Here is a 12,021-nt window from a genome sequence, read left to right as displayed (position 1 = left end):
CTCCCTTTCTGCGTTCGGGGCGTGCGATGGGCGTAGGGGGTGGGGGGTCATGTGGCGGAGCCACCTGGCCCGCCACCCCGTGCGTGCGTGCCGGGCGTCGCGACGCCGCGGAGATCCATCAGAAGGGCCCTGGCGGCCGACGACCCACCCCAGGCCGGGGCACGGCCCCCCCCGGCGCCCCACGGGAACCGGCCACGGCCGGCCGTCCCGCCACGGCACCCTCACATCACACCGCCTCTCGGGGTGGTGCACCTTTCAAGAGGACAAATCATGAAAATTACTTCATCGGCGCTGGAGCCATCGGCGGAAACCTGGCCCGCAAGCTGAGCCTGGCCGGCCACGAGGTCCAGGTGGCGGACCGCCGCGGCCCCGAGGCGGTCGCGCCCGAGGTGCTGGAGTCCGGCGCCCGCGCCGTCGCCCGGGACGAGTCGGTCCGGGGGCGGGACGCGATCATCCTGGCGATCCCCTTCGGCGCGGCCGGCCAGCTGGCGGAGCTGTTCACCACCGTCCCCGCCGAGACCCTCGACGAGCTCCCCGCCGCCCTGGCCGCGGCGGACCGCACCAAGGACGCCGCCGTCCGCGACAGCATGCTCGAGCGCTTCGCCGCCTTCCCGGCCGACCCCACTCTGGACGACGTCGTCGAGATGAACCGCGCCGCCCACCGCCGAGAGCGCGCGGCTGCCGGGACGTGCGGGCCCCTCGCGGTCACGCCACCGCGTCGATCAGGCACGCCACCACGTCCGGCCCCTCCAGGGCGATGCAGCGGCCCGCTGGACATGGATCACCGCACCTCCGCCCACTCGGGCGGGCGCCGCGGTGCCCGCTTGGACTTGCCTCGGGAAACCGATCGGTTTACAGTAGCGGAAACCGATCAGTTTCCTCTCTCTGGAGGCATCGTCATGACCGCTCTGAAGGGCGCCAGCGTCTTCGTGACCGGCGGCAGCCGAGGCATAGGCAAGGCTCTGGTGGAGGAGCTGTACACGCGCGGCGCCGGCAAGGTGTACGCCACCGCACGGGACCCGCGCACCGTCACGCATCCCGACGCCGTTCCGGTGGCGCTGGAGGTCACCGACCCCGCCTCCGTGGCGGCCGCCGCCGCGCAGGCCGGCGACGTCACCGTGCTGATCAACAACGCGGGCGCCTCGGTCGGCGCGTCCTTCCTCGGCTCCCCGGTCGAGGACGTACGCCGGGAGTTCGAGACCAACTTCTACGGCCCGCTGCTTCTCACCCGGGCCTTCGTGCCCGTCATCGAGGCGAACGGCGGCGGCCACCTCCTCAACGTGCACTCCGTGCTCTCCTGGATCGCCCTCGGCGGTTCCTACAGCGCGTCCAAGGCCGCGCTGTGGTCGCAGACCAACTCCCTGCGCCTGGAGCTGCAACCGCGCGGCATCGCCGTGACCGGCCTGCACGTCGGATACGTGGACACGGATCTGACGGCGGACGTCGACGCCCCCAAGTCCGACCCCCGTGACGTCGCCGCCCTCGCCCTGGACGGCGTCGAGAGCGGAGCGTACGAGGTCCTCGCCGACGACATCTCACGGCAGGTCAAGGCGGGCCTCGCGGGCGACCTCGCGGGCCTGTACCCCCAGCTGGCGAAGTAACCCCCGCGCCCCCGGTCACCGGCTGCCGCGGCTCCGGTCGCCCGCGAGGCCTCCTTCGCGGCCAGGACCCGTGTGCTCGACGAGGGCCGGCGCGGCGACCGTTTCCGGGTCAGCGCGCCGGAGCCGTCGCCCCTGGCCGCCGTGGCGGGCGGCGGGGACGGGGCGGGTACGGACAGCGGCGCCCGGTTCCGGCGTCCCGGGCGGTGCCGCCGCCCTCAGCCCCTGCCTCCGCTCAGGTTCCCCCAGCGCGGCCCGGTCTTCTTCCACTCCTCGTCCCACTCGGCCAGACGACGGCGGACGAGCCGCACCCGGATGCCCTTGCCGACGGCCCAGACGGCGGCACCGGCGAGCGGGCCGACGAGGATGCCGGTCAGGGCGGCCTGCACGGTCGCCGCCGTCGCGGAGACGGGTGCGCCCACCACATGGCCGGCCCGGTCCGCCCAGATCGGCACCCGGGTCCCGGCCGGGGCACCCGCGGGGACGACCGCCTGGCCCGTGTGCACGGAACCGTCCGGGTCGGTCCAGCGCACGGTCGCCCGGACCTGCCAGTCGCCGTACTTCCCGTCGCCCGCCGGGGTCGGCGTGCCGTCGGTGATCACGGCGGTCGCGGTGTGGACCTGGGACGCCCGTGCCGCGGACGCCGCGTCGGTGACCCGCGCCGCCGTCGCGCCCGCGAGGACCGCGCAGGCCACGGCGAGTATCCAGCCGACGGCGATGATCCAGCCCTCGATCACGTCGCTGCGCCGTCTGAGCGGATTGCGCCGCCAGTGCCACAGCCGTACCGGGGTGACGGTCGCCGGAAGGGTCCGTGCCATGGCCGCCGCCTCCTCTCAGAGCCCGCGTCGCCCGGCCGGGGCGGGTGGGGCCGCCGTCGCGCGGGGCGCCCGACCGGGCATCTCCAGGCTGCCGCCCCGTGTCCGCGGGGTCTTGGGCCGAGTGGCCCCGGCCCGCTGCCCCGGTAGGCCCCGCGCCCACCGGAGCCGACTACTTCGCCGGCAGGGGGACATGCCATTCCAGCGTGGTGCCACCGCCGTCGGCGCATACGATCTCCAACGTCCCGCCGAGTTGTTCCGCACGCTCGGCCATGTTCCGCAGCCCGCTGCGGCGGCCGCCGGACGGGATGCCCACACCGTCGTCGCGGACCGTCAGACGTATCTCGCGGCCGTCGGTGGTCAGCGTGACCGCGGCCCGGTGAGCGTGGGCGTGTCGGGCGATGTTGGTCAGCGCCTCGGAGAGCACGGCCACCACCTGGTCGCCGATCTCTCGGGGCACGTCGGTGTCGAGCAGGCCCTCCATGCGCACGCCGGGCGCGAAACCCAGGACCGGTGCGGCCCGGCCGACCGTCTGGACGGCTCTCGCGCGCAGCCCGCCACCGTCGACGTCGCCATGGGCCCGCAGGCCGAAGATGGACGACCTGATGATCTTGATGGTCTCGTCCAGGTCGTCGACGGCCCGCAGCACCCGCTCGGACGCCTCGGGGTGATCGATGAAGCGCCCGGCGCTCTGCAGGGTCATCCCGGTGGCGAACAGCCGCTGGATGGCCAGGTCGTGCAGGTCCCGGGCGATCCGGTCGCGGTCCTGGAGCACCGCGATCCGCTGGGCGTCCTGCCGTCGCTCGGCCAGCTCCATCGCGATCGCGGCCTGCGCGGCGAAGCTCTGCAGCATCTCGGTCTCCTTGTGGGCGTAGACCGGCCGCCCGGCTTCGCGGGCCAGCAGCACCACACCCCGCACCCCGCCCTCGCCGGTGCCGATGGGGACGGCCACGGCGGGGCCGAGCCCGGTGAAGCGCGGAGGTTCGGAAGAGACCCGGGCATCGCGGGTGACGTCGTCGCTGGCGACCGGTGCTGCGGTGGAGAACGCCAACCCCATCAAGGTTTCGCGCAGGGGCAGCACCAGACCACGGTGCGCGTCCGCGTCCAGTCCCACGGCGATCTCGACGCCCAGGGACGCGTTGTCCTCCCAGGGCAGGGCGACCGCCGCCAGCGCGGAGCCGGATATCTCCTTGGCGCGCCCCGCGATCAGGTGCAGGGCCTCGGCACGACCGCTGCCGGACATCAGACCGTGGGTGATCTCCGCGTTCGCCCGCAGCCACCGCTCCCGAAGCCGGGAGTCCTCGTAGAGACGGGCGTTGTCGATCGCCACGCCGGCCGCCACGGCCAGGGTGGCGAGCACCGACGCGTCCTCCTCGTCGAACTGGAGCCCGCCGCGCTTCTCGGTCAGGTAGAGGTTGCCGAAGACCTCGTCGCGGACCCGGATCGGTACACCCAGGAAGCTGTTCGTCGGCGGATGGCGGTCCGGGAGACCGTAGGAGGCGGGGTGCTGGGAGAGCGTCTCCAGACGCACAGGCTGCGGATCGCGGAGCAGTTCGCCGAGGATGCCGTGACCCTCGGGCAGCGGCCCGATCGCGCGGACCTGCTCGTCGGTGACCCCGACGGTGTGGAACGCCGACAGGCTGCCGCCGTCGGGTCCGATGACGCCCAGGGCCGCGTACTCGGCGTCCACCAGGGTCGCGGCGGCCCTGACGATGGAGCGCAGGGCCTGCTCCAGGTCCAGCTCGCGGCCGACGGAGAGGAGCGCCTCCAACAGGCTGTGCACGCGGTCCCGGGTGCCCCGGGCAGCGTCCAGCCTGGCCTGCAGCTCGTCCAGCAGCTCGTCGAGTTTCAGCTGCGGCAGCAGGACGCGGAGCTCGTCGGGAGTCTCCACCGCGCTCCTCCTCGGTCCCGGCGCACCGGCCCGACCTCCTCGGATCGTCTCCACGGTATCCCTCCCCCGCGAAGAACGGCACGCCGAACAGGGGGCAGGCCGTCCGGCGCGAACCGGCCCGGGTCCCCAGCGTGCGCGGACCGGCCCGGGTCCCCAGCGTGCGCGGACCGGCCCAGGTCCCCAGCGTGCGCGGACCGGCCCGGGTCCCGAGCATGCGCGGACCGGCCCAGGTCCCCAGCGTGCGCGGACCGGCCCGGGTCCCGAGCATGCGCGGACCGGCCCAGGTCCCGAGCATGCGCGGACCGGCCCAGGTCCCCAGCGTGCGCGGACCGGCCCGGGTCCCGAGCATGCGCGGACCGGCCGGGTCGGATCGAGTCGGGTCGGTCGGGTCGGGTGTCCAACACCGATCGTGCGGGCGGACGAGCCGGTTCTCGACGTGCGCGTGAGATGGGGCAGCCGCGACCAACACGATCCGCCCTCCACTCACCTCGTGGTACGACGCCGCCGGGCCGGCGTCCGCGGCGGACGGTGGGCCCAACGGGACCCACCGGAAGGGAAACCTGGTACGTCAGCCGCCGTGCTGGATCTCGATGTGCTTGGCCTCGGCCTTCTCGGCCCCCAGACCCACGCTGATGGTCAGCATGCCGTCGGTGTAGTCGGCCTTGACGTCGTCCTCGTCGGCGCCGGCCGGCAGGGTCACGCTACGGCTCATCGCGCCGTACCGGATCTCGCTGTGGCTCTTGTCGACGTCGCGTTCGGTGCGTTCGGCCTCGACCGTCAGCACCCCGTCGCCGATCACGACGTCGATGTCCTCCGCGGACATTCCCGGCAGTTCGGCGCGCATGACGTAGCGGCCGCTCTCCGTGTAGTCCTCGATCCGGACCGCGGGCATCGTCAGCCTGCTGGGAAGGGTCTCGAACCAGTCCGGCATGTCCGGGAACGGGAACCTCTGCCTGCGTGTCAGTGTGGCCATCGCCGTACCTCCTCGGCGCTCGTCGTGTCTGCCGACGCCTCCAGTCCAGCTCGCCGGGGCCGCCCCGGCTGGGGCCGAACAGCCCGGATCCGGGTCCCTGAGGTCCCTTTCACGGCGGGCAGGGACCAATGGCCCCTGGCAGCGGGTACGAGCCAGGACTTGCATGAGAGCACGGGGCACCCACCGTGGCACCGCAGCGAGGAGGCGAGCACCATGACCGCTCCCGCACCGAGCGACCGCCGTCCTGTCGTGGTCGGTGTCGACGCCGACCCGGCCCATCGGTCGGCACTGGCCTGGGCGGCCGACGAAGCGGCCCGGCGGCACGTTCCGCTGCGTGCGGTCCACGCCGAGGGCGTGCCGACCCGGGGCCACCGGGGAGGGGCGGTCCCGCCGTCCTGGGAGGAGTGGAACGAGGACCTGCACCGCGGCGGGAAAGAGATCCTCGCCGAGGTGGTGGAGTTCGTCGCGGCCAGGCATCCCGGCATCGAGGTGGACGCCGTGCTCGCGGAGGGGGAGCCCGCGTGGGTGCTGGGGGAACAGAGCCGCGACGCCACAGCCGTCGTGCTGGGCTCGCGCCACCTGGGCCGGGCCCAGGAGGTGTTCGGCTCCGCCTCGGTCGCCCTGCCCGTCATGGCGCACGCCCGCTGTCCCGTGGTCGTCGTACCGGAACCGGAGCACGTGACCCAGGACCCGGCGTACTACGTGGTCGGCGTCGACGGCAGCGAACACTCCGCCGCGGCGGTCGACCTGACCTTCCAGGAGGCCGCGCTGCGCGGAGCCGAGGTGCGGGCGCTGTACGTGTGGCAGCCCGGTCCCCTGCGGATCTTCGACGAGTACGAACCCCAGCAGGAGTGCCGTCGGCTGCTCTCCGAGACGGTGGCCGGCCGCCGGGCCCGCTACCCGGACGTGGAACTACGGCACGAGCTGGTCGTCGGCCATCCGGTGCAGGTGCTCGCCGACGCCTCGGCGCACGCGCTGGGTCTGGTGGTGGGCACCCGTGGACGCGGGGGCTTCACCGGCATGCTGCTGGGCTCGGTCAGTCAGGGCGTCCTGCACCACGCCCGCTGCCCTGTCATCGCCGTTCCCACTGGGACGTGAGGTATCGCCCCGTCCGTCTCATGGGGCCGTACGCCGGTGCCTCGGGGACCTTCGGCCCTGTGCCGCGCGCGGGTTCCGTCCGACAGTGGAGGGTGGTAGACGGACCACCCCGGGAGAGAGCGATGTCGCACACAGGTCAGTGGAAGGTACGCCTCCACCTCTTCGAGGAAGACGACGGCACGACCAAGGCACACGTGGTGCTGGACACCGGCACCACGGAACTCTCCGGCAACGGAACGGCGCACTGCCACCCGGCGGACACCAACGTGCCGGAGATCGGGGACGAACTGGCGACGGGCCGGGCCATGAACGATCTCGCCCGGCAGCTGCTGAGCACCGCCGACCGGGACATCCAAGGCATGGCCGGAGCCCGGCCCGACGTCCGGCAGGCCTCCGGATGGCCGGTCTGATCCGGGGCGGGCAGGAGTTCGGGAACCGGGAAGGAGAAAGGGGCCGATCATGCGAGCTCAGCTGGGCGACCAACTCGTCGTCGAAACCCCGGCGGCGACCGGCGCCGCCCGGCGCGACGGAGAGATCGTCGGACTCCGCCACGACGACGGCACGCCCCCCTACGACGTGCGCTGGTCGGACACGGACCAGGTGACGCTCGTGTTCCCGGGGCCCGACGCCCGCGTGCGCCACCTCGAAGGCGGGCAGCGTGTCCCCGGCCGCGAGGTACCGCCGGCGACGGACGCGGCGCAGGCCGTACTCCCGGCCGGGCAGGCCGACCCCGGCGACGTCGGCCGACGGGCGGCCGCGCAACGCCGCAGGCGGGGGCTCAGCCGCGCGGAGACCGCCCACCGGGCCCGGATGGCCCCCGACTACCTGGCCTACCTCGAAGAACAGCCCGCCGATCCGTCCACGTCGGCCCTGATCAGGCTGGCCGCCGCACTGGGCACCTCGGTCGCCGCCCTGCGCGGCGGAGGCATGGAGCTTCCCCCCGGCCAGGGGCGTGCCCTGCGCCGGCCGCTGCTGCGGGACCTCGACGCGGACGAGTGCCGTGCCCTGTTGTCCACGCACGGCGTCGGGCGCATCGCGGTGACGTCGGCGGACGGCCGCCCGGCGGTCGTACCGGTCAACTACGAGGTCGTCCACGACGCCATCGTGTTCCGGACCGCCCGCCACTCGGTGGCCGCGTCCGCCGCCGAGACGGAGGTCGCCTTCGAGGTGGACCATGTGGACGAGGCCCTGAGCCAGGGCTGGAGCGTGCTCGCTGTCGGCCCCGCGAGCGTGGTGACGGATCCGGAGGCCGTGCGCGGGCTCGCCCTGCGGGCGCACAGCACGCCCTGGGCCGGCGGTGTGCGGGAGATGTGGATCTCGATCAGGCCGACGAGCCTGACGGGCCGCCGGATCACCGCGGCCGATGAATGAGGGACGTCCCCGAGCCGCCGGTGCGTGCGGCTGCCCGTCATGGTGACGACTCCTCGCGGTGATCGCCGTATGTCCTCCCGGCGGTGCCGGGCAACGGAGGAGCCCAGGCTGGAAGGACGCGTCCCGTCCCGCCGGGAGGGCCCGTGCGATGGCCGCCGCCACCATGAACGCAGCGCTTGCGTCTGTGCACCGCGAGCGGCTGATGCGGTGTGCCCGCGAGGTCTCCTTCGCGGCCGGGACCCGGCTCTTCGAGGAGGGGCTGCCCGCCGGGCGCTTCTGGGTCGTACGGACCGGAGCGGTCGCCCTGGACCCGCATGTGCCCGGTACGAAAGCGCCGTACGGCCGGCCACGGAGACCGTCACGGCGCCCGCCGGGAGCCGGGTTCAGCCACCCCGCCGTACCCGGGCCGCCTCACGGGCCTCCGCGAGCTTGCGGGCCTCGCTGCTCCGGCGGGACGGCCTGCCTCCGGAGCCGCCCTTCGTGTCCTTGGTGCTGCCGAGGCCGCGGAACGGGGCGTTGTGGTTCTTGGGGCGCGGTACGGCCGGCCCGCCGTCGAGGGGCCGGCCGGAGGGGGTCCTGGCGCCGGTGATCCGGCTCAGCTCCGCCTCGCCCGACCGCACTCTGGTGACCTCCGGGACGACGTCGGCGTCCGCCATGACCTGGCTCGTCTCGCGGCGCTGTCCCGACAGTGCGAGGGTCACGACGGTGCCGGAGCGGCCGGCGCGGGCCGTGCGGCCGGCGCGGTGGAGGTAGTCCTTCGGGTCGGTGGCGGGGTCGACGTTGACCACGAGGTCGAGGTCGTCGACGTGCAGGCCGCGTGCGGCGACGTTCGTCGCCACCAGCGCGGTGACCTGTCCGTTCCTGAACTGTGCCAGGGTCCGGGTGCGCTGCGGCTGGGACTTCCCGCTGTGCAGGGCCCCGGCGGCCACACCGCTGGCCCGCAGATGCCGCGTGAGCAGGTCGACGCCGTGCTTGGTGTCCAGGAACAGCAGGACCCGGCCGTCCCGGGCGGCGATCTCGGTGGTCACCGCGTACCGGTCCGGGCCGTGCACGAGGAAGACGTGGTGTTCGATCGCGGGGACCGCACCGGTGGCGGGGTCCACGGAGTGGACGGCGGGGTCGCGCAGGTGGCTCTGCACCAGTTGGTCGACGTCGCGGTCGAGGGTGGCGGAGAACAGCATCCGCTGCCCGTCGGGACGCACCTGGTCCAGGATCGCGGTGACCTGCGGCAGGAACCCCATGTCGCACATCTGGTCGGCCTCGTCCAGGACCGTGATGCGTACCCGTCCGAGTCCGCAGCCCTTGCGTTCGACGAGGTCGTGGAGCCGGCCGGGGGTGGCGACGACGATCTCGGCGCCGTCCCGCAGCTCGGCGGCCTGCCGTCCGACGGACACTCCGCCCACGACGGTCGCGAGCCGCAGCCGCAGCGCCTCGGCGTAGGGGGTGAGCACCGCACCGACCTGCTGCGCCAGTTCCCTGGTGGGCACCAGAACGAGCGCGAGCGGCTCCCGCGGCCGCGCGCGCCGTCCGGCCGTGCGGGCGAGCATTCCCAGGCCGAAGGCGAGCGTCTTGCCGGATCCGGTGCGGCCCCGGCCCAGGACGTCCCGGCCCGCGAGCACCGGGGGCAGCGTCGCCGCCTGGACGGGGAAGGGCACCGTCACACCGTGCTCGTCGAGCACCCGCAGGATCTCGGCCGGGAGCCCCAGCTCCGCGAAGGACGTCACCGGGGGCAGAGCCGCGGCGGCGCCAGGCACCTCGTCCTGGCGCCGGGCGTCGGCACGTGCAGATTCGCTCACAGAGAGCCTTCCTCCGAAGGGACCGTACCGAGGAAGGCGCGGTGGGGATCCGGCCGCCGACCGGGACCCGGACCGGGCACCGACACAGCGGCACTGCAAAACCTCAAAGCTAGCACAGGGCAGATCCGGTCAGCCCGTCGGAGTGTTGTAGTTGACGATTCCCTCCACCATGAGGGCGACCGCACCGGCCAACGGGCTGGCCCCTCCCGTGCCCACGACGTCGGGCAGCCTGTGCGCCTCGCTCTCGGTGACGGCCACCATGCCCCAGAAGGCGTTGAAGCCCGAGGGGTCCGCCGGTTTGTCGGTGGCCGCCCCCACGGTCAGGACGCCGCCCGCCTCGGCCACGGCCAACGCGCCCATCTGCCGCAGCGTGTCGTGGTCCCGTTCCTCGGCGGCCACCACGCTCCAGCCCGCCGTCTCGGCGTGCCGTAGGGCGTCGAGGAGCCTGCCCGGCGTGTCCGACCCGGCGACAACGATGTCCGGCAGGACGAGGGCCACCGGCCCCTGTGTCATCGGCAGGGCGGACCGGATCGCCCCGTCGAGACCGGGTCCGAACGACTCGTCCTGGTACACGAAGACCATCTGGAACGTGTCGGCGTAGCGGGCGAGATAGCTCACCGTGTCCAGCTTGTGTGCCGCGAACACGACGACCAGGCGCACGGTGAGTCCGCTCTTGGCGAGTTCGACGACGGCTTCCAGGCTGCGGTCCAGGACGGTGACCCCTGGGGCCAGACAGTGCAGTTCCTTCGGATAGGGAGCTCCGAAACGTGTTCCGTATCCGGCGCAGGGCAGTATGACCGAAACATCGGGTACGGGTGTGGACGAACTCTGCATCGTGTGGCACTCCGGTCGTGTGGCCGATGGGGGGGGATCTTGCACACCTCGCCGAGCACAGACTGCCCAGAGCCGGCCGACACCGAACCTCCGACCCCGCTGCGTGCCGCGGCCACCGGGAACCCGTTCCCGGTACCTCCGGAAGACCCAATTCTGCTCCGAAACAGCCGAGTTGACCGACGCAAGGAAGCGCGGTGACGTAACACGACGATCATCCGCGCCCGCCGCCTCGCGACCTACACTGCTGCCGCCGGCCCCAACGCAAGCCGATGAAAGAGGACGCCCGATGCGGGTGCTGTTGTCTACATACGGAACACGTGGCGACGTCGAACCGCTGGTGGCGCTCGCGGTGCGGCTGCGGGCGCTCGGCGCGGAGGTGCGGATGTGCGCCCCGCCGGACGAGGAGTTCGCCGAGCGGCTCGCAGGCATCGGAGTGCGGCTGGTGCCGGTCGGACCCCCGGTCAGGGAGTTGATGCGCGGGAAGACGCTGCCCTCGGCAGCGGATCTGGCCCGCTACCGCGACGAGTTGGTGGAGACCCAGTTCGCCACCTTCCCGGCGGCGTTCGACGGATGTGACGTGGTGGTGGCCGCGGGCCTGGGGCAGGTCGCCGCGCGATCCGTGGCCGAGGCCGCGGACATCCGCTACGTGTACGTGAGTTACGCGGCCGTCCACCTGCCGTCGCCGCACCACGCGCCGCCGCCGCGGCCGGGCTGGCCGGAGCCCGGGGCCGCCGACAACCGGACGCTGTGGGAGTCGGACGCCCGCAACGTCGACGCGCAGTTCGCCGCGGCACTCAACGGCCACCGGGCGGCACTCGGTCTGCCTCCGGTGGGGTCCGTGCGCGACCACATCCTCACCGGCCGGCCGTGGTTGGCGGCGGACCCGGTCCTCGGAGCGTGGCCGGGGGCACCCGGCCTCGACGTCGTGCAGACGGGCGCCTGGACCCTCCCGGACGAACGCCCGCTCCCGGCGGACCTGGAGAGCTTCCTGGACGCGGGCGCCCCGCCGGTCTACGTGGGCTTCGGCAGCATGTCCCCGGCGGAAGGCATCGGCGGCGTGGCCGTCGAGGCGATCCGCGCCCTGGGCCACCGCGTCCTGGTGTCCCGCGGCTGGGCGGACCTGGATCTCGTCGACGACGGGGACGACTGCTTCGCCATCGGCGAGGTCAGCCATCAGAACCTGTTCCGCAAGGTGGCCGCCGTGGTCCACCACGGTGGCGCGGGCACGACACTGACGGCGGCACGGGCCGGCACGCCGCAAGTGGTGATACCCCTCCAGCTGTCGGACAACCCGTACTGGGCGGGCCGGGTGGCGGCACTGGAGCTCGGTGCGGCCCTCGACGCCCCGACCACGACCGTCACGTCCCTGGGCGTCGCCCTCGAGTCCGCCCTGTCGCCCGAGACCGGGGCGCGCGCGAAGTCCCTGGCGGGCCGGCTCCGCACCGACGGGGCGGAGGTGGCCGCACGCCGACTGGTCGACGAGTCACGGTGACCCACTTCCCGGCAAATCCCTCGATATCGCGCGCCGAGCGCAAACAGCAGGTCCCCAGGAAATGGGTGTGGCGTTGGTCACGGTTGACCACTCAATCAAAGCGCATTTAGCATCAACGGAAATGAGCCACCGTCTCCCCCCGCTCTCCACGCT

10 protein-coding genes and 2 pseudogenes are annotated in these 12,021 nt (G+C 73.3%); 7 read left to right on the top strand and 5 right to left on the bottom strand.

What is annotated here, in order from left to right:
• Positions 1 to 26: 26 nt before the first annotated feature.
• Both AB0958_RS30150 and AB0958_RS30145 read left to right on the top strand, forming a co-directional pair.
• A pseudogene (locus AB0958_RS30150) lies at positions 27 to 485 on the top strand (NAD(P)-binding domain-containing protein); the annotation flags it as partial.
• 414 nt (positions 486 to 899) lie between these two features.
• Positions 900 to 1,601, top strand: a complete 702-nt coding sequence (locus AB0958_RS30145) for an SDR family oxidoreductase (protein ID WP_366893635.1) — start codon at positions 900 to 902, stop codon at positions 1,599 to 1,601.
• A 215-nt stretch (positions 1,602 to 1,816) separates the two neighbouring features.
• On the opposite strand, the gene AB0958_RS30140 is transcribed toward AB0958_RS30145, so the two are convergent.
• The 3 genes from AB0958_RS30140 to AB0958_RS30130 form a co-directional block, all read right to left on the bottom strand.
• Positions 1,817 to 2,416: a hypothetical protein gene (locus tag AB0958_RS30140; protein ID WP_366893632.1), complete on the bottom strand. Its 600-nt coding sequence runs from the start codon at positions 2,414 to 2,416 to the stop codon at positions 1,817 to 1,819.
• Positions 2,417 to 2,585: 169 nt separating this feature from the next.
• Positions 2,586 to 4,304: a GAF domain-containing protein gene (locus tag AB0958_RS30135; protein ID WP_366893631.1), complete on the bottom strand. Its 1,719-nt coding sequence runs from the start codon at positions 4,302 to 4,304 to the stop codon at positions 2,586 to 2,588.
• 568 nt (positions 4,305 to 4,872) lie between these two features.
• Entirely contained in the window at positions 4,873 to 5,277 is a 405-nt protein-coding gene (locus AB0958_RS30130; protein ID WP_366893629.1) for an Hsp20/alpha crystallin family protein, read from the bottom strand.
• Positions 5,278 to 5,490: 213 nt separating this feature from the next.
• Between AB0958_RS30130 and AB0958_RS30125 the strand changes: the two genes are divergently transcribed.
• The 4 genes and pseudogenes from AB0958_RS30125 to AB0958_RS30110 form a co-directional block, all read left to right on the top strand.
• Complete coding sequence (locus AB0958_RS30125; RefSeq protein ID WP_366893628.1) at positions 5,491 to 6,375, top strand: universal stress protein; 885 nt, start codon at positions 5,491 to 5,493, stop codon at positions 6,373 to 6,375.
• 122 nt (positions 6,376 to 6,497) lie between these two features.
• Entirely contained in the window at positions 6,498 to 6,785 is a 288-nt protein-coding gene (locus AB0958_RS30120) for a DUF1876 domain-containing protein (protein ID WP_366893627.1), read from the top strand.
• A gap of 49 nt (positions 6,786 to 6,834) precedes the next feature.
• On the top strand, positions 6,835 to 7,746 hold the full coding sequence (locus AB0958_RS30115; RefSeq protein ID WP_366893626.1) for a pyridoxamine 5'-phosphate oxidase family protein: 912 nt from the start codon (positions 6,835 to 6,837) through the stop codon (positions 7,744 to 7,746).
• A gap of 148 nt (positions 7,747 to 7,894) precedes the next feature.
• A pseudogene (locus tag AB0958_RS30110) lies at positions 7,895 to 8,080 on the top strand (regulator); the annotation flags it as partial.
• 49 nt (positions 8,081 to 8,129) lie between these two features.
• On the opposite strand, the gene AB0958_RS30105 reads toward AB0958_RS30110, so the two are convergent.
• Together AB0958_RS30105 and AB0958_RS30100 are read right to left on the bottom strand one after the other, a co-directional pair.
• Positions 8,130 to 9,542 (bottom strand): DEAD/DEAH box helicase, encoded by a 1,413-nt coding sequence (locus AB0958_RS30105; RefSeq protein WP_366893625.1) that lies wholly within the window; start codon positions 9,540 to 9,542, stop codon positions 8,130 to 8,132.
• A 129-nt stretch (positions 9,543 to 9,671) separates the two neighbouring features.
• Positions 9,672 to 10,376, bottom strand: a complete 705-nt coding sequence (locus AB0958_RS30100; RefSeq protein WP_366893624.1) for an NTP transferase domain-containing protein — start codon at positions 10,374 to 10,376, stop codon at positions 9,672 to 9,674.
• Between the two features lie 286 nt (positions 10,377 to 10,662).
• Here AB0958_RS30100 and AB0958_RS30095 point away from each other — a divergent pair, with 286 nt between their 5' ends.
• Complete coding sequence (locus AB0958_RS30095; protein WP_366893623.1) at positions 10,663 to 11,868, top strand: glycosyltransferase; 1,206 nt, start codon at positions 10,663 to 10,665, stop codon at positions 11,866 to 11,868.
• Positions 11,869 to 12,021: the final 153 nt, after the last annotated feature.

This window comes from Streptomyces sp. NPDC006655 (assembly GCF_040703965.1).
Classification (GTDB): Bacteria; Actinomycetota; Actinomycetes; order Streptomycetales; family Streptomycetaceae; genus Streptomyces.
Note: the sequence above shows the minus strand (reverse complement) of the source record. Positions and strands in the feature narration are given on the sequence as shown.